We start from the raw sequence: 19912 nt of genomic DNA on the forward strand, positions 1-19912 counted from the left end.
GAAGCGATGAGACGTCAGCGCGACGGGGTGACCGAAGCGAGCTTGTTCTGCGTCGTTTGACGCGACGCTTGCCACGCGCTCTCGTCCATCACCAACCGGAAGCCGAGATGCGACATGCTGTTGTAGGGGTCGGTGCCGCGTCGTGCGCTCGGGCGATAGCTCAGGCAATACGCTTCGTTACATAGGAACGAGCCGCCGCGCGTCACGCGCTTGGGGGCCTGCACGGGCACGCCGGGATCGGCCGGATCCCATGAGTCGGACGGGCCGGTCGGGTTGTCCGCGAGCTTGCTGGCCGCTGCTTCGCGCCGGAATTGATCGGCGCGATACCAGTCGGCGACCCACTGCCAGGCGTTGCCCGTCATATCGGACAAGCCATACCCGTTCGGGGGGAACGTGCCGACCGGACTCGTGCCGACGGCGCCACCGGCCTTCGGGTTGACGACCGGGAATGGCTGCGCCTGTTCGCCTTCCCAGACGTTGGCCATCTGCTTGCCGTTCGGTGCGAACGATTCGCCCCACGCATAGGTGGCTTGCTCCAGTCCGCCACGCGCGGCGAATTCCCATTCGGCCTCGGTCGGCAGACGCTTGCCTGCCCACTTCGCATAGGCCTGCGCGTCTTCGAACGAGACCTGCACGACGGGGTGGTCGTCCTTGCCCGCGATGCTGGTGTCCGGTCCTCCCGGATGCCGCCAGTCCGCGCCCGGCACGAAACGCCACCAGCGCGAATAGTCCTGTAGGGGGACGGGCTTGTCGGTGCCGACGAACACCATCGCTCCGGCGACCAGTGCGCTCTCGGGCGGACGCGGCGTACCCGGCGGCAACTGCACCCTGAGCGTCTCCCAATCCGGCTTGCGCTCGGCGGTCGTGACGTAGCCCGTCGCCGCCACGAAGCGTCGGAACTGCGCGTTCGTGACGTGATGCGCGTCCATCCAGAAGCCATGCACGCGCGCGGGATGGGCGGGCTTCTCGTTGGGCTGCGCCATGCGGCTGTCGCTGCCCATCAGGAACGCGCCGCCGGGAATCCACGCCATGCCTTCGGGGCCACGAACGCCGTCGCCCATGACGATCTTGATATCGCGTGGGCTTGCGGCGTCATTGCGGCTCATTGCCCAGGACATCGCACCGCCAGCCGCGACTGAGACGCCAAGCGCCGCGCCAGCCCACAGGAGGAACGTCCGACGGCCGCGCACCGGAGGCGATGCGGCGGGTGCGCGGCCGGATGAAGTGTCGTGTTGCGCGATTCGCTTGCGTCGTGACATGTGCTGAAGCTCCCGCAATACGCGCTGGCGTACCTGCTCTTTTGCCGTAGGTGCGCGAGGCAAATGCCTTCGCAATGGAAAGAGTGAGTCGCCCCGCCTGATGTGGGTTAAAGATTATTATTTAATTTGAGTAAACTCAATTGAAATTTTCAACGCGGATGGAAATTAATCTTTGACGCCAACCATTTGTTTGCTTAAGGTTTGTAGGGTGCTTTGTTGAATTGAGAATTGCCGAGTTATTTTTAAAGTAATTTAAATTATCGGCATTATGAAGAATACTATTATTGAATTCGAAAAAAATATCGGCGATGCGGTCGTCGGGCAGGAGGCGGTGGTGCGTCAGATCCTGATCGCATTGCTTGCTGACGGGCACGTCCTTCTGGAAAGCCTGCCCGGACTAGCCAAAACCCGCACGGTGAAGGCGATTGCGGCCCGTCTGGCCGTCACGATGCGTCGCATTCAATTCACGCCGGACCTGCTGCCTTCCGATATCACCGGGGGCGAAACGCTGCTTCAATCGGGAACGGAACGTGTTCTTCAGTTTCAGCCCGGGCCGATATTCGGCAATCTGATTCTTGCGGACGAGATTAATCGCGCGCCTGCCAAAGTACAGTCGGCACTGCTTGAGGCGATGGAGGAAAGGCAAGTTTCGGTGTCGGGCAAGACGCATGCGATGGCCGATCTGTTTATGGTGATGGCGACACAAAATCCGATTGAGCAGGAAGGTACGTATCCATTGCCAGAAGCACAAATGGATCGCTTTCTTTTAAAAATACTCATTACGTATCCGACGCCGGAAAGTGAGCAGGCGATGTTGCAACTGCTCAGAAACGAGACCAAGCAGACGTCGCCGGTGGGCGGGACGTTGTCACAGGAAGAGGTCTTCGCCGCGCGACGCGAAATCGAGGATGTCAGCGTGTCGCCTGCGGTGGACGCGTACATCGTCGCGCTGGTGAACGGCACGCGTCACGGGATCGCCAGCGATGCCGATCTTTCGCGCTGGATCGAAGTCGGTGCTAGTCCGCGTGGGGCCATCGGACTCGACCGCGCGGCGCGCGTGCACGCGTGGTTGGAGGATCGCGATTTCGTGACGCCGGACGACGTGAGGGCAGTCGCGCATCCAGTATTGCGCCATCGTCTGGTGTTGTCTTACGACGCGAACGCGGACGGCATCGACGCTGATCGCATTGTCGACCGTCTGGTGGAGACAACACCCGTACCTGCCTGAAAGCGTGGGTAACGAGTGGATCGGGCGCATCGATCAAGTCGTTGCGCCAGTAGCAGAACACCTTCGGGGAGCGTGCTCATGCCTGCATCGCCGCCATTGCCTGCCCGCCGTCGCGAAGTTCCCGCCGACACGCTCGGAACGGTGCATGTCGATGTACCGCATCTGATGCGGCTGCGGTTTCGAGTGCACGGACTGAGCTTCGTCGCGCCTGCACCGGTCAGGAGCGTGTTGTCCGGCAACCACACATCGCGGCTGCGGGGGCGGGGGCTGAATTTCGACGAGATTCGCGGCTACGTGCCGGGTGACGACATCCGACACATCGACTGGCGCGCATCGATGCGCGTGGCGCGACCGCTTGTGCGTGCCTATACGGAAGAGCGCGACCGGCCCGTGCAGGTGGTCGTCGATCAGCGCATGAGTATGCATTTCGGATCGCAACGCGCGTTCAAGTCGGTTGTCGCGGCAGAGACAGCGGCTTTGGCGACATGGATGGGCTACGCGGCAGGGGACCGTGTCGGTGGCGTTGTCTTCAACGACGCGCGCATCGAGCGGGTGCGTCCCTTGCGCAGTCTGAGCCGCATCGCCCGGTTGTTCGGCGCCATCGCTGAGATGAATGCCGAATTGCACGCGGACAGTCCGGTGCGGACCGACTACGCGCAGTTGAATCAGGCACTGGGTCAGCTGCTGCATATGGCCCCGCACGATCATCTGATCTGCATCGTGAGCGACTTCGCTGGTGCCGACACGCGCACACAGGCGTTACTACGGCAACTGAGCGTGCATAACGACGTCGTCGCCGGACTGGTCTTCGATCCACTGTGGCAGCACGTCGACGAGCGCAGTGCGCTCGTCGTGAGCGAAGGACATTTGCAGGTCGAGCTGCGCGTCGCGAACGAACGGGTGCGTACTCCCGTCGCCGCCTTTTTCAGGGGACGCACCGCCGAGGTCGCGGAACTACTGCGCACGAGCGGCGTGCCGTGGATGCCGCTCTCCAGCGCGGAAGCGGCGGTCGATCAGGTGCGTCGGTTGCTGGGCGCACGCCATTCGGGCACGCACGGAGGTGGATTGTGAGCACTACGTGGGTTCTTGCCCAGACAGCCACCCCGGTCCCCAACGTCGCCGACGACATGCCCAACGATGCGCCGGACACGATGGACGCTTCGCTCGCGTTGACCGGGCTGGACGAACTCTCGCTCCCGCCGCCCGTGTCGTATGCGCCGCAGACGTGGGGATGGGGCGTGGTGGCACTGCTCTTGCTGCTCGGCATGGCATGGTGCGGTTGGCGCGCCTGGCGGCGATACCGTCGCGACCGATACCGTCGTCTGGCGCTGGCCGAACTCGAAACACTGGCGTCGATGACCCGTGATCCGGCCCGACGCACGATTGCCGTTGCATCGCTGGCCGCGTTGCTCAAGCGCACGGCCTTGGCGGCATACCCGGGTGCGGGTGTCGGACGCCTGCGCGGCGCTGCGTGGATCGAGTTCCTGAATGGGCATCGGGGCCACTTCGTGGTGGCCGATGGTCATTACCTGGCGATGGCCAGCTACGCACCGCGAGGCGTGGACGACACCCCGCAGGGCGATATCGACGCGCTTATGCAGCGTGCCCGTCAATGGATCCGTGATCACCATGTGGAAGTTTGAGCTGCCGTGGATGCTGGCGTTATTGCCGCTGCCGATACTGGTCGCGTGGCTTGTGCCGCCGTATCGGGCGATGGCGCTTGCGCTGCGCACGCCGTTCTTCCACGAGATGGCGGATGCCGCTGGCGAGCGTCCGTCGCCGGGCGGCGTACGTATGCGGCGCAACTGGCTGCAATGGCTGCTGTTGCCGCTTGTGTGGTTACTGGTGGTGATGGCGGCAGCCCGACCGGTGCACGTCGAAGCCCCGATTACGCACGAGACACCAGCGCGCGACCTGATGCTGGCCATCGATCTGTCTCAGTCGATGGGCACGACCGATTTCGTCAGCGCGGCCACGGGTGAGCGGACCGACCGGCTGACGGCGGTGAAACACGTGGTGGCCGACTTCATTGCGAAACGACGCGGTGACCGTATCGGACTGGTGGTGTTCGGCGACGCCGCGTATCCGCAAGCGCCGCTCACGCTGGATCACGACAGCGTGATGATCCTGCTCGATCAGATGCAGATCGGCATGGCCGGTCCACGTACGGCGATTGGCGACGCCATCGGGCTGACCGTCAAGCTGCTGGCCGATTCGAAAGCGCCCGAAAAAGTGCTGATTTTGCTGACGGACGGGAACGATACCGCCAGCAAGATTCCCCCGGATCAGGCCGCGCGTATTGCCAAAGAGCACGGACTGGTGATTCACACCATCGGCATCGGCGACGTGGATGCGACCGGCGAAGATCGCGTCGATCTGGCGGCTTTACAGCGCATCTCGCAGGCAACCGGTGGCCGGTCATATCAGGCGTTTGGCCGCGAACAGGATCTGGCCGACGTCTACACACAGCTTGACCGTCTGACCCCCGAGCGCATCAAGCAAGAGGTCTACCGGCCGCAGACAGAATATTTCTGGATACCGCTGGGACTGTCCTTGCTGATCGTGACGGCGTACCACCTGTGCGCGCTGCTCATCGCAATCATTCGCGGCGCGGCACGGCAGCGAGTGCCGACGGACGGGGAGGTCGACGGCGATAAGCCGTCCCTACCGGGGAACCCGCCAACATCCGAAGCGAAGCCTGAAGTCATGGCAGGAGCCGCGCATGGAAATTGACCTGAGCGCGTTCCACTTTCTGCGGCCGCTCTGGTTGTGGCTGCTCGTGCCCGCTGTCCTGTTGCCGCTGGTCTGGCGACGGCGCAGCGACGTTCGCGCGCGTTGGCGCAAATTCATCGCGCCGGAACTGCTGGAGCATCTGCTTGTCGGCGACACGCGGACGTACCGCCTTCAGCCCGTGCATACGCTGGCCGTGCTGCTGGCTGTCGGCGCGGTGGCTGCGGCGGGCCCGACGTGGGAGCAGGTACGGCCACCGTTCAGTCAGGACAAGGCCCCGATGGTCATCGCGCTCGCCCTGAACCGTTCGATGGACGCCACCGACGTGCCGCCCACGCGGCTGGAACGCGCAAAGGCGAAGGTGCTGGATATCGCGCGCTCACGCAAAGGCGCACGCACGGGGCTCGTCGTCTACGCCGGAACGTCGCACCTGGTCGTGCCGCCGACGGAAGACCCTGCGATGCTCGAACTCTACGTGCCTGCTCTGGCCACAGGCCTGATGCCCAAGGACGGCAAGCGCATGGGTCTGGCCCTCGACGTGGCTGAGCGACTGCTCTCACACGACGCGGCGGCTGGCACCGTCGTGTTCATCGGGGACGGCTTCGATGCGGCGTCGCGCGAGGCGTTCGTCGCACGGGCGAAAGCCTCGAAGCAGCAACTGCTATGGCTCGCGGCGGGCACGTCGAAGGGCGGAACCGTGCGTAACGCCGACGGCACGGTGGCCACCGATGCGAGCGGAGTACCGGTGACCGCCGGATTCGATGCCGATGGGATCCGCAAACTGGCGAGCGACGCGGGCATACCGCTGGCGAGCTTGCGAGCGGATGCAGACGACGTAGTCTGGGTGCAGCGCCGCGCGCAGACCTATCTCGCGGAGATGGACGAAGCACATCGCGAAGCGCGCTGGCAGGAGAGCGGGTTCTGGCTGATCGTCCCTGTGCTGTTGCTCGTTTTGCTGTCGTTTCGTCGCGGCTGGACGGTGAAATGGTTGCCTGTCGTGGTGCTTTCGCTGGCGTTTGCTGCAACGCCGGATGTCGTTCGCGCCGCCGATGCAGCGCCGCAACACGACGGCTGGCGATGGATCGACGCCTTCGCAACGCGCGATCAGCAGGGCCGCTGGTATTACGAGCGAGGCGACTTCGCGACGGCGGCTGCGCGCTTCGAGGACCCGATGTGGAAAGGTCGCGCCCAATACGCCGCTAAGGACTATGGCGATGCGCTCGCCACGTTCTCGCAGATATTCACACAGCAAAAAAGCGAGACAGCCGCGTTCTACATGGGCAACTCGCTGGCGCATCTGGGCGACTACGAAGGCGCGATCAAGGCCTACCACATCGCGTTGAAGCTGCATCCCGGCTGGGCGGAAGCGACGGCGAACATCGCACTGATGAAAGACCTGCTCAAGGCCGACGAGCAGACGGAGGATGCGCACCAGCAGCCATCTCAGGGGCAGGACAAGGAAGATACGAAGAAGGGGCGGGGTGCGCAGCAGGCGGTGGTGTCGATGGCACCGACGGAGGACGTCTGGATGCGAGGACTCAACACGTCGCCCGCGATGTTTCTGCGTCAGCGCTTCGAGCAGGAGGCCGCGACGCCGTCGCTTCCAACAGCTAAGCCCGTGGTGCCCGGGGCGTCTGCACCGGTCGATGGTGCAAAGGCGGGCGCACCATGACGAAGATCATGCAGCAGGTCATGCAGCGCCTGATGGCGCGGATCGTGAGGCCAGCCATCGGACGTTGGCTTTGCACGGCGTGCCTCGCCGTCAGCGCGGCGTTCGCGCCGGGCGCGCACGCCGACGAACCGCCGAAGACGATGATTCGCGCGCATCTCGAACCGGTGGGCAACGTGGTCGCGGGCACGCAAGTGAAACTCGTCGTCGACATTCTGACGACCACGTGGCTGACCGACGCCCCCGACTGGCCGTTGTTCGACATGCCGGGTGCCATCGTCACATTGCCGGACGAACAGGCGCGCAACCTCAGCGAGACGATCGGCGATGAGCGTTGGTTCGGCGTGAGCCGTGCGTATCGCATCGCACCGCAGGCGGGGCAGCGATACACCGTGCCGTCGTTCGTGATCCATGTGCTTCCGGGTGGGGCAACGGGGCCGGTCGCGCTCCACACGCCATCGCTTTCCTTCGTCGCTACGGTGCCGCCGGGCGCGCAGGGCATGGCCGTGTTCTTCCCGACGAGCGGCCTGAGCGTCAGCCAGAAGATCGAGCCGTCGCCGTCGCATCTTCAGGTGGGTGACACCATCACCCGCACCATTACCCAGCGGGCAACGGCGACTGAAGCGATCCTGATTCCGCCCGCGCCGTTGGCGGACGTAGACGGTCTCCAGCGCTACATGCGTCCTGCGCAGACGGCTGACGACCTGCAAGGCGGCCGCGGTCTCGTCGCCGGGGTGCGTACGGACTCGGCGATGTACGTCGTCAACCGGTCGGGCCACATTGAGCTACCGGCCATCGAGATCGAATGGTGGAACACCTCGGCGCAGCGGCGCGAGCACGTCTCGTTGCCCGCGATTTCCCTGAGCGCCCGGGGTGCCCATGAAACGCCGCTGTTCGAGATTCCGGTCGATGCCGTCGGCCGTGCGGCGCATCGCGTGATCGTGCTGGATCGCTCCGACTTGTGGTTCGCAGGGGCGGGCCTCGCACTCGTGCTTGCGCTTGTGTGGATCGGCCCCCGGCTGCTGGGCACCGCACGCCGTGCGCGGCAACGCGTTGCCCTCTGGCGTCGGACGATGACGACGGGCGAACCACACGCGTGGCGGCAGTTGATGCGCGCTATGCGAGGCGCGTCATGGCCCGCGTTCGTGGGGGCGCTGTACGCCTGGCTGGATCGGCAGGCGGATGCGCCGGGCGGGCTGACGCTGGAGGGATCTCAGGACATGGAGGCGCTTCGTAGCGCGGTGTATGCGCGGTATGCACCCGGCGCGTCGCACGAGGCCTCCGTCGATCCGCAGCTCGCGCAGCGCTTGAAAGTCGTCCGTGCCCAAATGATTCGCGCGTCGCGGCAGTCGTCCCAGTCAGACGATCTGCCGCCGTTGTACGCCCCGGTGCCGCAGCACCGCCCCAGCCGTCGCTCTCCCAATTGACGAGGAGCTCCGATGCCACGTTCTTCCCCCCATTTCGACGACGTCACGCTGGGCGTACTTCACGCGGCCGCCCGACGGGCCAACGCAGCGCATCGCGAGTCGAACACGGCATTTCTCGACCAGTTCATTCGCGACGCCACCGGCGCGACGCATCGCCTGCACAGCGCACAAACTTACTTGCGCGTATTGGCGGGCGCGGGCATCGAACGCTTGCCCAGCGCGGGCACCGTGCAGCGGGCGATTACGCGGGCACGGCTCGGGGTGAGCGGCATTCCACCGGCGGGCGATGCGATGCATCCCGGCATGCGTGCCGCAGAACAGCAGACGCTGGCGCAGCACGTCGCGCGTGTCATGGCGCTGCTCAGCCCGGACGACAGCGGACGCCCGGCGATCGATCCGCCTGCGGATGCGCCGTTCGACGCGATGGATGCTTACCGGCGGTTGCAGCGTCTGGAAGGGGAAAATCGTGCATTGCGCGTGCGCGCAGAAGAACTCACCGCCATGCTGATGGCGGCGCGTGTGGCGTTAGCCGAAGCGCTCAGCCATCACGGGCATCGCGAACGAGGGGGGGACGGGATTCGCGGGCGCATGTCCGAGGCGCCCGGTGCCGAAACGCCGGGCGCAAGGGATAAGCCGGACAAGCCGGGTAGGTCGCGTTACGACTGACCCGGCGGCAGGTAGCACGTGCCGGTGAAGCGTGTGCCGTTCCATTGAATCTTGAGCGGCATGGCGGGCTCCTTGCACGAAAGCATTTGCAACTCGCCGAACCGGTCGGCATGCAGCGACGATTGCTGCCCCGGATTCAGGCCGTACATGCCGGAGTATTGCTTCTCGCACTGCGCAGTATCGCTTTCCCCCTTCAGGCTGGTCACGCACCAGGCGGTGTTCACGATATAGCCGCACTTGTTGACGATACCGGTCTCGTAGTCGTACCAACCGCCCCAGCCGGATGCGCCACGCTTGATGCGCACCTGCTCCATGCAGCCTTGGACGGGCTCGGTGGCCTTGCGTCCGGCGAACGGATCGTTGGACGAGTTACGTCCGCTTCCTGATCCCACGCTTCCGACGCTGCCATTGCCAGCCGACGCCATCGTCGAGACGGGCTGTGCCATCGGCATCGTGCCGCCGCCGGACGACCCTGTTCCCGAGGCCGCTTGCAGGGCGGTGGCGGCAGCCTGATATTGCGCGGCATTGCGTCCGCCGCCGCTGGCGACGCCTTGTGCAGCCGCGCCCAGCAGGCCAACGACGAACGAAAACACGCCTGAGCCGCTATCTGCCGACGCCACCTTGGTTCGCACACCGTTGGAGTACGTCGCGATGATCGTACCGTCCGCCTTGCTATCGGTACCTTCGACGATCTTGCTGTTGACGAACTGGCCCGCGCGAATCGAACCGTCTTGCGCGAAGACGATCACGCCGTTGCCGCTGAACTGGTTGTTCAGCCATCCGCCGCGATAGGTGTTGCCGTTGGGTTCCAACTGGTAGCCTTCGCCGGTCATATCGCTGTCGATGAAGTCGCCTTCGTAGCGTTTGCCGCTGGCCCAGATGTAGACGCCCTTGCCGGTGCGCTTGCCTGCGATGAAGTCGCCATCGTAGGCGTCGCCGTTGGGCCAGTAGTACTTCGCTTTGCCGGTGCGTCCGTCGGCGGCGAACGGTCCTTCGTAGCGGTCGCCGGATGCCCATGTGTAGACGCCGATACCCCCGCGTTTGCCATTGACCATCGTGCCTTCGAAGCGGGCCGAAAAGACACCGTTACGGCTCCATTCCTGGACCCCGGGGCCATCGGCGATACCACTCTTGTTGCAAGGCCCGGTCCAGGTGGATGTCCACTCCGGACGCTCTTCCGGCTTGGCGTCCGACCAGACCTTGCAATGGTTTGGACCTTCCGCCTGAATGAACGCGCCTTCTTCGGCGTGTGCAATGCCGACGATGGCAAATAGCCCGACTGCGCTTGCGGCAGTCAAGGCGAGTTTTGCGCGATAGGCCCGCTTGCTTAAATGTGCCATATTTTCCCCCTGCGTTTTGTGGTGCTGTTTTGACAGGAGAATAGTCGTGGGCGAGGGCTCGACGCATCCACCATTTGGGGGATGCTTGATTTTTTATGGTGTACGCGCTTGAATCCGCTCATCCGATATTCTTAACGGACCGACGACCGATATGGTGAATCGCTTGCTGCTGTGCGGCCTGCCTGCGCTGGCCATCTGCCTGACGTGTGCCGCCGGGGCTGCCGATGCGCCAGCTTCCGGCGCTGTGGTGGACATCGATCAAACGCTCACGAGATGCCTTGCCGACCCGGAGAAACAGTCGACCGGCGGGCAGGACGAGTGCATCGTGGATGCCACCCACGCCTGGGACGTCCGTCTGAATGCGACCTATCAATCGCTGCGTGATGCGTTGCCGGAATCGGCTCGTCCGGCGTTGCTCGCGGCGCAGCGTGCCTGGCTTGCGAGTCGGGACGCGGATCTGAAGCTCATCGCCGCCGTCTATGCCACTGTGCACGGCACGATGTACGCTCCGGCGAACGCCAACGACGTGATGCTGCTGACACAACGTCGGGCGCAGACGCTCGCCCGTTATCGCGGCGACGTCTCGTCGGCCGCGTCTGAGGGCTCACTCCCAGCGTCCGTGAAGGTGGCGGGTCATGCCCAATCTGCCGAGGTCGATCGCTGGGGCCGTCGAATGGCGCGGAGACTACCGTCGGCGTCACGCGGTATCGTGCGGACGTCTAACGAGAAGTGGCGCGACTTTACGTCTGCCGAGAAGGGGTTGATTGCCGCCGTGTGCCCGTCGGACGGCAATCCGAATGCGCAGGTCTGCCGCAACGCGCAGGCGGCGAGAGAGACGACCGCCCGCGTGCAATGGCTCAAAGGGCTCGATGGGATGATCGGTGCTGACTGATCTGTCCGGACAATTCGAACGCGGTGTTGTGCCGGTGTTGTGCGCTACTTGCGTCTGACGCGCACCAACAGCCAGGCCATGACGCCGGTGACAACGACCGTCGCGACAACCGCTTTCCAGACCGATCGCGTGACGACCCAGGTGCCGACAGCGACCGCCGCAAACACCAGAATCGCCACCCATTCGAGCGCCTTGTCGAACGCGTTGGGATCCCGGTACTGATACCTCTCGACGGCAGGCGGACGCTCTGCTGCCGCCGCACGTGCACGTGGCGCACATGCCGGGAATGCGTCCACCAGCGACCGGCTTGGCCACGGGTTCACCTCGGCGCGCGGATTGCCGGTGCCGGTCGAACGCCAGACGGCGTCGGTATCTGGGATACGCCGAAGGTCTTCGATTTCATCGGCAAGTGCGGCCTGGACGTGGGTGCCGTGATCCAGTGCCGCCACCTGTTCCAGCTCGGTGGTCATCCACTCGGTGGCGTCGGTCACGTCAGGCAGGCCGCCGGTGCGGATAAGGACGAAGCCGCCGTACGCGGTGCCGAGGTAGTCTACGAAGGCATCGAAGATCGACCGGTAACGTTCGCCCAGCAGCTCGATCACGTGGTCGCGACGGCGGGCGGCGCGTTCAAGCGCCAGCGCTTTCGTCGTCACCAGATAGGGGTACTTCGCATCCTTTTCCGCTTGTGTCGCGCCTTCCAGAAACTCTTCGATTTCTATGGCTTCGTCGTCCGGGTCGAACTCGTCGATAACGTAGGCAAAGTGAATGTCTTCGACGGAAAAGAGCATCCGCCAGAACAGCGGGAGATAGGCATTGGCTTCCAACGACGGGCCGTCGGCGGAGAAATACGTCTTCAATTCGCCCTTACGGCCCTCCGGCATGCGTGGCCACGGCGGACTCTCGAGAAAGACAGGATGTGACATTTCTTGAGCCTTCTGCTGAGTTGGTCGGTGCATCGGGAGGTGGCACGTCGGGCGCGTCTGTCCGAATCCCGCGAGCCGGGGAAATTCTGTCTGAAATGCCCGTGTTTGTCATCCATTTCAAGAACTGATGAATTTCCTTCGCTGATTACGCGGGGTTCATCGCAGGATGCTGAACATCGGTTGCAAATGCAATCGTTGGCTGGCATCATCGCGTTCGAATGAATTGCAAATGCAATCGATTTGGGGCAATCACCTCACGAGCGTTTGCGCCTCCTGAACGACATCACGATTGGATCATCGCAATGACAATTCAGCTCTATGGATTCTGGCGTTCGAACGCTGCGTTTCGCGTGAAGGTTGCGCTTGCCTTGAAGAAGCTCCCGTTTGAGGAGATCGAGGTCGACATTCTTGCGGGACGCCAATTCGACACCGATTACGCGCACGTCAACGCCGAGCGCGTGGTGCCGACCTTGGTTCACGACGGCCATCGCGTCTTTCAGTCGATGGCGATCATGGAGTATCTGGACGAGGTGTATCCCGAACCGCGATTGATGCCGGAGGCAGCGCGTGAGCGCGCATATGTCCGTGCGGTCGCGCAGGTCCACGTAGCGGATTCACATCCGTTTGTCGTGCCGCGTGTTCGCAAGCATCTGGCGCAGACGTACGGCGTGGGCACCGACGCCATCGAGGCCTGGTGCGCGCATTGGGGGAGGGAAGGGCTGGCGACGTACGAGCGAATGCTGATGACGCGCCCGGCCGCGCCGTTCGTCATCGGCGCGACGCCCACACTGGCGGACATCTGCATCGCCGGTCAGAAAATCATTGCCGATCTGTATCAGGTCGACATGGACGAATTTCCCCGGGTGGCCGAATTGACGCAGCGCTGCTTCGAGATGCCGGAATTTGCCGAAGCGCATCCGTTCCGGCAACCGGGGTATCGCGCGGTGGAGATTTAGGCTTCTGCGGTGGAGGCTGGCGCGTCGGTGGTGAAGAAACGTTCACGCATCTCTTCGAGTCCCAGCGACGCCAGCACGCTTTCCAGACGCTCGGCAGGCCGACGACGCGGCAGATCCTTGTACTGCGCGATGATCAGTTCGTTCTTCATCGAATGCTCCCAGCCGACCAGTTCGGTCACGTTGACCTGATAGCCATGGGCTTCGAGCTGGAGGCAGCGCAGCACGTTGGTGACCTGGCTGCCGAATTCGCGCGTGTGCAACGGGTGACGCCAGATTTCCGTCAACGGATTGCCCGCCAGTTGCTGCCCCTTGTGTTTGCGCAGGACGGCGGCGACTTCGGCCTGACAGCAAGGCACGAGCACGATGTGACGGGCTTGCTTGGCGAGCGCAAAACGGATGGCGTCGTCCGTTGCGGTGTTGCAGGCATGGAGTGCGGTGACGACGTCGACCGTTTCGGGCAATGCCGGGGAGGTGATCGAATCGGCGACGGACAGGTTCAGGAACGACATGCCCGGGAAGCCGAGGCGTTGCGCCAGCGCCGTGGAGGTCTTGACGAGTTCCTCACGAGTTTCGATCCCGAAGATATGCGAATCGTCCGCCAGCGCTTTGAAGAACAGATCGTAGAGGATGAAGCCCAGATAGGACTTCCCGGCACCGTGATCGACGAGCGTGACGCGACCGTTGTCGTTCTTGACCTCCTGGAGCAGCGGCTCGATGAACTGAAACAGGTGATAGACCTGCTTGAGCTTGCGTCGGCTGTCCTGATTCATCTTGCCGTCGCGCGTCAGGATATGGAGTTCCTTGAGCAGCTCGATGGACTGACCGGGACGGATTTCGTGGGTATTCGACATGGGAAACTGAATAAGCTGCGGGAGGCCACGCCTCCCGGAAACCGATAGTTTATCGAAAATGGGGGAAATGCTCCCGATGTGACCGAGTCAGTCGTCGCGCGTGAGCAGAAAGTGATTCACGTCGATACGCCGTTCATCGAACGCCGCTTCGCAATATTTCAGATACAGGCGCCACGTGCGGATGAACGATTCGTCGAATCCCTGCGCGCGGACGTCGTCGATGCGTGAGGAAAACGCCGCGTGCCAGAGACTCAGCGTGCGAGCATAGTCCGGGCCAAACGTCAGCGTCTCGCGGGCATGCAAGCCGCCGCTTCGCGCAGCGGCGACGAAGCGCGGCACACTCGGCAACATACCGCCTGGGAAAATGAACTCCCGAATGAAATCGCTGGAGTCGCGATAGGCGTCGAACGCCTCGTCCGCAATCGTGATGGTCTGGATCAGTGCGCGGCCGCCTGGGCGAAGGCGCTGCGCCAGTAAGGTGAAGAACGGCGCCCAGTAGGCCTGTCCGACCGCCTCGAACATTTCGATGGACACCACGGCATCGAACTGTCCCCGAACGTCGCGGTAGTCTGTGAGCGAGACAGTTGCCGCGTGCGCCAGACCGGCGTCGGCGATCCGGCGACGTGCGAGCGCCAGTTGCTCCTGCGACAGCGTGATGCCCTGGACCGAAATGCCTTGCCGCGCTGCGTGCAGAGCAAATCCGCCCCATCCGCACCCGATCTCCAACACCTCATCGCCAGGACGCAATCCGAGCGTGTCGATAATGCGTTGGTACTTGGCACACTGCGCGTCGGACAGCGAGCGTTGTGCGTCGCCCTCGAACAGCGCACTCGAATAGGTCCACGTCGGGTCCAGCCACAGGCCGTAGAACCGGTTGCCCAGATCGTAATGTGCATGGACGTTGCGTCGGCTGCCCGCCCGTGAATTGCGGCGCATCGCGTGCCGCAGATGAAACCAGATCCGGCTCAAACGCGACCCGACGATCGGTCTCGCAATCGATGACTGGTTGCGTAGCGCCAGGCGCAGCAGTGCGGCGATGTCCGGCGTATCGACCCACCCCGCAATATAGGCTTCGGCAAAGCCGATATCGCCTGCGCGCAAGATCTGACGACAGGCTCGCCAGTCGTGGATCTGAAGCGTTGCGCCGGGCGAGTCGCTGGATTTGCCGAAAACCTGTATCGAGCCGTCGGGTGTCACGAGCGTCAGATGGCCGATGCGAAGCCGCTGCAATAGGGCACAGAATATGCGGGCGCCCAGTGGGGCTGACGCCTGAGGGGAAAGAAGGCGAAGCAGGGTCATGATCTGATCTCCTGATCGGATGGCGACTTTCCGTGGAACGGCACCCCTTTGCGCCATAGCCGCAGTGCCTGCCAATGAATTCGAAAAACGACGCTCAGGGCATTGAGCGGCGCGCCGAGCACGGCCCTCAGCACTGCCACGTCGGTGAGCGGCTCGGCTTGCATGCCGATGGCGGTGTGCAGAAGGTGCTTGTCGTCCACGTAGTAATCGATACCGACCGACCACACCCGCCCGTGTCGGTTGACGCGAAACGCATACCGCCCTTCGACCCTGCAGAACGGGGAGACGTGAAATTCCTTGCGGCACTGGAGCGCGACATCGCCGCGAATGGGTCCTGCATCCGGTGCGCACAGCAAATAGCCATGATGCTGGCCGAACGTATTGTTCACGTCCGCGTAGATCGCGCGCAGGTCCCCCGCGCGATCATGGCAATACCAGAAGCTCACGGGGTTGAACGCGTAACCGGCGATGCGTGGAATGGTTTGCAGCCAGATGACACCGTCGGCTGGAATCGCGGCTTCGGCGAGTCGTTCACGCATCCAGACGTCCAGCGAACGGCCGTCTCGCGGCCCGTAGTCGGTCGACTTCAGGCTGAGAGGGCGACGTCGGTCCACGGCGAACCACCAACGCACCAGCGTGTGCATCTGCGCAACGTCGCAAGCGATCTGAAACAAGGGGTACGTGAACCGGTGAGAGACGGGGTAGAAACGTTGGTGCACGACTTGCCCTTTGAGCAGCCAGGCGGCCGGGGCATCCGTCGGATCGGTTGGGCTGGTCGGGTTCATAGGGAGGCCCATGACGGCAGAACGTCGAAATCCCGGGCGACACGCAGCGCGGATTTGAGGCCGTCCTCGTGAAACCCGTAGCCGGTCCAAGCCCCGGCGAACCAGGTTCGCCGACGGCCCTGCAACCCCGGAAGGTGCGACTGTGCGTCCACTGCGGCGAGATCGAGTAGCGGATGCTCGTAGGCATAACGACCGAGCACCGTAGACGGTGCGGGCTCACGTACCGGGTTGAGCGTCACGATGACCGGCGTGCGGAATGGCAGGGCCTGAAGCTGGTTGATCAGGTAGCTCACGCAAACCGGGGCTTCGTCAGCGGTCGTGCGGCTCGCATGGCTCACGTAATTCCATGCCGACCATACGCGTCGACGCCGGGGAAGCAGCGTCGGGTCGGTATGGAGCACGGCGATGTTGGGCTGATAGCGCACGCCGCTGAGCACGCGGCGTTCCGTGGGGTCGGCGTCTGCAAGCAAATGAAGACTCGTCGGCGTATGGCTGGCCATCACCACGGCGTCGAAGCGTTCGGTCTGTGCGTCGCCAAAGCAGATCGTCACGCCATTGCTGTCGCGCGTGACTTGCTTCACTGGCGCTCGGAGTCGAACGTCCTCCAGCGTGACGGCAATCCGCCTGACGTACTCGCGGCCACCACCGGCGACCGTGCGCCACTGTGGTCGATCCCGGATTTGCAGCAGGGCGTGATTCAGACAGAACCGCAGGAACGTGACCGCTGGAAACCGCAGAATATCGGTCGCACGGCTTGACCAGATAGCCGCCGCCATGGGCAGCAGGTAGTGCTGCTGAAACGGCTGGCCATAACCATGCGCGAGCAGCAGCTCGCCGACGGACTGCCGATCGCGCGACGCGCTTTCGAGATGCTGTTGTGCCGCCGCATTGAATCGCACGATGTCACGCAGCATGCCGAGAAAACTCGGTGAACAGAGATTCCTGCGTTGCGCGAAGACGGTATTCAAATTGGTCCCCGCCCACTCAAGTGCGCCGCTGCCGATGGAGACGGAGAACGACATGTCGCTGGCGATGGACCGCACGCCAAGCTCGTCTAAGAGCGCGATCAGGTTCGGATAGGTGCGCTCGTTGAACACGAGAAAGCCCGTATCGACGGGCGCCCGCATGCCGTCGAGCTCCACATCGACGGTGTTGGTGTGTCCGCCCGCATAGTCGCCCGCCTCGAATACCGTCACCCGATGCTTGCGTGCAAGCAGATAGGCGCTCGCCAGCCCGGAGATCCCTGCGCCGATCACCGCAATTCGTTGCCCAGGAGGCAGAACCGTCGTTGGACTCATTGCACGATCTCTCCGTCAGTCAGATCCTTCCGATGGGGAGAAGCCGGGCTTCCCGAGTTGCTCAGGAAATTGCGGCACGCGCCGAAAGCGCGAGGTGTCGTAACCCATGGCCGATAAGCGCGTTAGTAGCGAGCGATACGTCGCGTCGTCCATCGTTGGGGTACGCGAAAATATCCAGCCCAGCGATTTGTCCGGATAGCCGAGTAGCGTGTAGCGGTATTCCGGGTCCACATACAAAGTGAGTTGCGAAACGTAGATCGGCCAGAAGAGCCGCACCCGCCAATGGCCGCCGCCGCTGCCGGGTACAACGCTGTCGACAAATTGGTAGTGGCGCTCGGGTTGGTCGAACCCGCCTTTGCGACCGTAGAAGTGATCGTCGATGCGTCCGTCTTCGCGTAGCGCCCATTCAGCCCGGCTTGCGACGAAATCGCGCTCGGCGAAATAAGGAATATTGGCAATCACATACCAACGGCCCATATAGCGTGGCAAATCGACCGGTGCGACCTTGAGCGGCACGTCCGCGAGCGGGTTCGGGTTGGGCTGCGAGCCGGAGCAACCGGCAAGCGTCGCGAACACGAGTGCCGCGCATGCGGCCGAATATCGAATCACGGCGTGCCTCCGACCGTGGTTCCGCGTTTTTCGAACAGGTAATGGCCTACACCCCACTGTTGGCCCTGGGCGTAGCCGAAAAGCTCCGCCACGGCCATGTAGAACATGCGCCAGCGCTGAAATTGCAGACGCGCCTGCGCTCCGTAGGCCGCCTCCAGCAGCGGGAGTGTGTTCGCTCTGGAGGCGTCGAGCGCGTTGCCCCAGTCGTTGGCCGTGCGTGCGTAGTGCCGCCCGTCGACCCACCACCGGTCGGTCAGACGCAGGTCGTCCTGGAAGTGAAGCAGCAGATCGGCGCTCGGCATGGTGCCGCCAGTAAAGAAATGTCGCGACATCCAGTCGGAGCCGTCCCGATCCTGGAAGTGATACGCCAGATAGCGATGCGCGAAAATGTGCACGAACAACATTCCGCGCTCGTCGAGCCAGTGCGCGATTTTCTGCATCAGCGCACCGTAATTCTTCATGTGCTCGAACATCTCGATGGAGAGGACGCGGTCGAATCGCGCAGGGACGTCGTCGGAAAAATCGAAGTCCGCGACGTTGCCCGTCACGATCCGAAGGTTGCGCAACCCTCGTTTTTCGGCCGTCGCTTCGATGAACCGTCGTTGACCATGGGAATTGGAAAGCCCGACGATCTGGGCGCCGGGGTACCGCTCGGCCAGCCACAGCGCGAGCGATCCCCATCCGCAGCCGAGATCGAGGATGCGCTGTCCGTCGGCGAGCTGTGCGCGCTCGGCATAACGCGTCAACATTGCCTGTTCGGCCTGCTCAAGTGTTGTCTCCTCGCGCTCGTAATAGCAGCAGGAGTACTTCATCGCCGGACCAAGGTGCGCCTGGAAAAACTCGCTCGGCACCTCGTAGTGCTGTGCATTGGCTTCCTGAGACGCAACGGCAATGGGACTCGCGCGCAGTTCTTTCACGAGCGCCGCCAGCGCCGACACGCCGTGTTCGACATGGTCGGCGTGCTCCTGCCTGAGTCGTTGGCGTATCAACCGGCGCATACCGGCGCGCAACAGCGCGTCGGGCACCACACCCTGCTCACAAAGCCGGATCAATCCCGATGCTTCGGTAGCGCCAGCGCTGACCGAAGGTGGCCGCGTAAGAGAGACAGTCATAGTGTCGTACTCCGGGCATGCGGATGTTGGTCAAGCCGATCACGTCTCGCGAGAGGGTTTCGGCGGCCAGGGGAACAGCGAACTGGTGGTCTTCATGTATTCCCGGTAGGCCGGGCGGGTCGTCATCAGGTGTGCTTCCAGCAGCGGAATGCCCGACACCTTGAGCAGCAGCCATGCCATGAGCAGCGGGGGGAGAAGCGTCGTCCAGCCCCACGGCATCGAGATGGAGAGTGCGGCGTAGCTGAACCAGTGCAGGCATTCGAAGAAATAATTGGGGTGACGCGAGTACCGCCACCAGCCCGCGCGACAGACCTGTCCCCTATGTGCGGGATCGGATACGAAGTTGCGCAACTGGTGATCAGCAGCCGTCTCTCCTGCGATCGCACTTGCCCAGACTAGCGCCGCGACGCCCACACTCACCGGCGAGGCGGCCTGTGTGCTGAAGGCAGGCACAAAGAACGCGACCGCGAGCAACATTGCTATCACGCCCTGAAATTGGAAGAACCAGAACATGTTGCGGTCGGCCGCCGCCGCCCATCGCTCGCGGAAGGCCCGGTAGCGCGCATCTTCCGGATTGCCCCAATTTCGACGCCACAGATGCATAGCAAGGCGCGCGCCCCAGACGCCACCGGCCACTCCGACAAAAATCCGGGTGAGGGCATCCCCGGTGCCCTGTAATGCCACGAGAATGGCCACTGCGGCCAGTGCGGCAGCCCATATGGGATCGACCAGGCCAGCGTTTTTCGTCCGTTTCTGCAATACCCAGGCCAAAGCGAAGGCGATGATCAGTCCGCACAGGGTCATCACAGCAGTCGTTAGCATCGGTGACATATCCGGCATGTGAGTGTCGTTGCGATGTATACGAAGA

General features: G+C 63.3%; 19 protein-coding genes. 9 read left to right on the plus strand and 10 right to left on the minus strand.

Annotated features, from left to right (window positions below):
• Positions 1–14: 14 nt before the first annotated feature.
• Positions 15–1259, minus strand: coding sequence for a formylglycine-generating enzyme family protein (locus PCO31010_RS00720; RefSeq protein WP_150662547.1), 1245 nt, complete (start codon positions 1257–1259; stop codon positions 15–17).
• A gap of 268 nt (positions 1260–1527) precedes the next feature.
• On the opposite strand from PCO31010_RS00720, the gene PCO31010_RS00725 reads away from it, so the two are divergent.
• The 7 genes from PCO31010_RS00725 (at position 1528) to PCO31010_RS00755 (ending at position 8979) form a co-directional block, all read left to right on the plus strand.
• Entirely contained in the window at positions 1528–2487 is a 960-nt protein-coding gene (locus PCO31010_RS00725) for an AAA family ATPase (RefSeq protein WP_150662548.1), read from the plus strand.
• Between the two features lie 165 nt (positions 2488–2652).
• Entirely contained in the window at positions 2653–3558 is a 906-nt protein-coding gene (locus PCO31010_RS00730) for a DUF58 domain-containing protein (RefSeq protein WP_373275403.1), read from the plus strand.
• Entirely contained in the window at positions 3555–4130 is a 576-nt protein-coding gene (locus tag PCO31010_RS00735; RefSeq protein WP_246184373.1) for a DUF4381 domain-containing protein, read from the plus strand. Before PCO31010_RS00730 ends, PCO31010_RS00735 begins: the two co-directional genes overlap by 4 nt.
• Positions 4117–5220: a vWA domain-containing protein gene (locus tag PCO31010_RS00740; RefSeq protein ID WP_174984140.1), complete on the plus strand. Its 1104-nt coding sequence runs from the start codon at positions 4117–4119 to the stop codon at positions 5218–5220. The genes PCO31010_RS00735 and PCO31010_RS00740 overlap by 14 nt, the downstream gene beginning before the upstream one ends.
• Positions 5210–6889, plus strand: coding sequence for a vWA domain-containing protein (locus PCO31010_RS00745; protein ID WP_150662550.1), 1680 nt, complete (start codon positions 5210–5212; stop codon positions 6887–6889). The genes PCO31010_RS00740 and PCO31010_RS00745 overlap by 11 nt, the downstream gene beginning before the upstream one ends.
• Positions 6886–8313 carry a BatD family protein gene (locus tag PCO31010_RS00750; protein WP_150662551.1) on the plus strand — a complete coding sequence of 476 codons (1428 nt, stop codon included), beginning with the start codon at positions 6886–6888 and terminating at the stop codon, positions 8311–8313. The genes PCO31010_RS00745 and PCO31010_RS00750 overlap by 4 nt, the downstream gene beginning before the upstream one ends.
• Positions 8314–8325: 12 nt before the next feature.
• The gene (locus PCO31010_RS00755; protein WP_150662552.1) at positions 8326–8979 is read left to right on the plus strand and encodes a hypothetical protein; all 654 of its coding nucleotides are present in this window, start codon (positions 8326–8328) and stop codon (positions 8977–8979) included.
• Here PCO31010_RS00755 and PCO31010_RS00760 read toward each other — a convergent pair.
• Positions 8970–10319, minus strand: a complete 1350-nt coding sequence (locus tag PCO31010_RS00760) for an MORN repeat-containing protein (RefSeq protein WP_150662553.1) — start codon at positions 10317–10319, stop codon at positions 8970–8972. The genes PCO31010_RS00755 and PCO31010_RS00760 overlap by 10 nt on opposite strands.
• A gap of 151 nt (positions 10320–10470) precedes the next feature.
• On the opposite strand from PCO31010_RS00760, the gene PCO31010_RS00765 reads away from it, so the two are divergent.
• Positions 10471–11211 (plus strand): lysozyme inhibitor LprI family protein, encoded by a 741-nt coding sequence (locus PCO31010_RS00765; protein ID WP_150662554.1) that lies wholly within the window; start codon positions 10471–10473, stop codon positions 11209–11211.
• A gap of 44 nt (positions 11212–11255) precedes the next feature.
• Here the strand turns inward: PCO31010_RS00765 and PCO31010_RS00770 are convergent, their stop codons facing one another.
• A complete protein-coding gene (locus PCO31010_RS00770) occupies positions 11256–12134 on the minus strand; it encodes a hypothetical protein (protein ID WP_150662555.1) in 879 nt (292 codons plus the stop codon).
• A 302-nt stretch (positions 12135–12436) separates the two neighbouring features.
• Between PCO31010_RS00770 and maiA the strand changes: the two genes are divergently transcribed.
• On the plus strand, positions 12437–13090 hold the full coding sequence (gene maiA, locus PCO31010_RS00775; RefSeq protein WP_174984142.1) for a maleylacetoacetate isomerase: 654 nt from the start codon (positions 12437–12439) through the stop codon (positions 13088–13090).
• Here the strand turns inward: maiA and PCO31010_RS00780 are convergent.
• The 7 genes from PCO31010_RS00780 to PCO31010_RS00810 form a co-directional block, all read right to left on the minus strand.
• Positions 13087–13941 (minus strand): class I SAM-dependent methyltransferase, encoded by an 855-nt coding sequence (locus PCO31010_RS00780; RefSeq protein ID WP_150662557.1) that lies wholly within the window; start codon positions 13939–13941, stop codon positions 13087–13089. The two genes, maiA and PCO31010_RS00780, sit on opposite strands and share 4 nt — an antisense overlap.
• Before the next feature lie 87 nt (positions 13942–14028).
• Positions 14029–15240, minus strand: coding sequence for an SAM-dependent methyltransferase (locus PCO31010_RS00785; protein WP_150662558.1), 1212 nt, complete (start codon positions 15238–15240; stop codon positions 14029–14031).
• A complete protein-coding gene (locus tag PCO31010_RS00790) occupies positions 15237–16025 on the minus strand; it encodes a DUF1365 domain-containing protein (RefSeq protein ID WP_150662559.1) in 789 nt (262 codons plus the stop codon). Before PCO31010_RS00790 ends, PCO31010_RS00785 begins: the two co-directional genes overlap by 4 nt.
• The gene (locus tag PCO31010_RS00795; protein WP_150662560.1) at positions 16022–17323 is read right to left on the minus strand and encodes an NAD(P)/FAD-dependent oxidoreductase; all 1302 of its coding nucleotides are present in this window, start codon (positions 17321–17323) and stop codon (positions 16022–16024) included. Before PCO31010_RS00795 ends, PCO31010_RS00790 begins: the two co-directional genes overlap by 4 nt.
• Positions 17324–17338: 15 nt before the next feature.
• Positions 17339–17932 (minus strand): lipocalin family protein, encoded by a 594-nt coding sequence (locus tag PCO31010_RS00800; RefSeq protein ID WP_150662561.1) that lies wholly within the window; start codon positions 17930–17932, stop codon positions 17339–17341.
• Positions 17929–19044 carry an SAM-dependent methyltransferase gene (locus PCO31010_RS00805; RefSeq protein ID WP_150662562.1) on the minus strand — a complete coding sequence of 372 codons (1116 nt, stop codon included), beginning with the start codon at positions 19042–19044 and terminating at the stop codon, positions 17929–17931. The genes PCO31010_RS00800 and PCO31010_RS00805 overlap by 4 nt, the downstream gene beginning before the upstream one ends.
• A 39-nt stretch (positions 19045–19083) precedes the next feature.
• Entirely contained in the window at positions 19084–19875 is a 792-nt protein-coding gene (locus PCO31010_RS00810; RefSeq protein WP_425494999.1) for a DUF1295 domain-containing protein, read from the minus strand.
• Positions 19876–19912 lie beyond the last annotated feature (37 nt).

This window comes from Pandoraea commovens, assembly GCF_902459615.1.
Taxonomy (GTDB): Bacteria; Pseudomonadota; Gammaproteobacteria; order Burkholderiales; family Burkholderiaceae; genus Pandoraea; species Pandoraea commovens.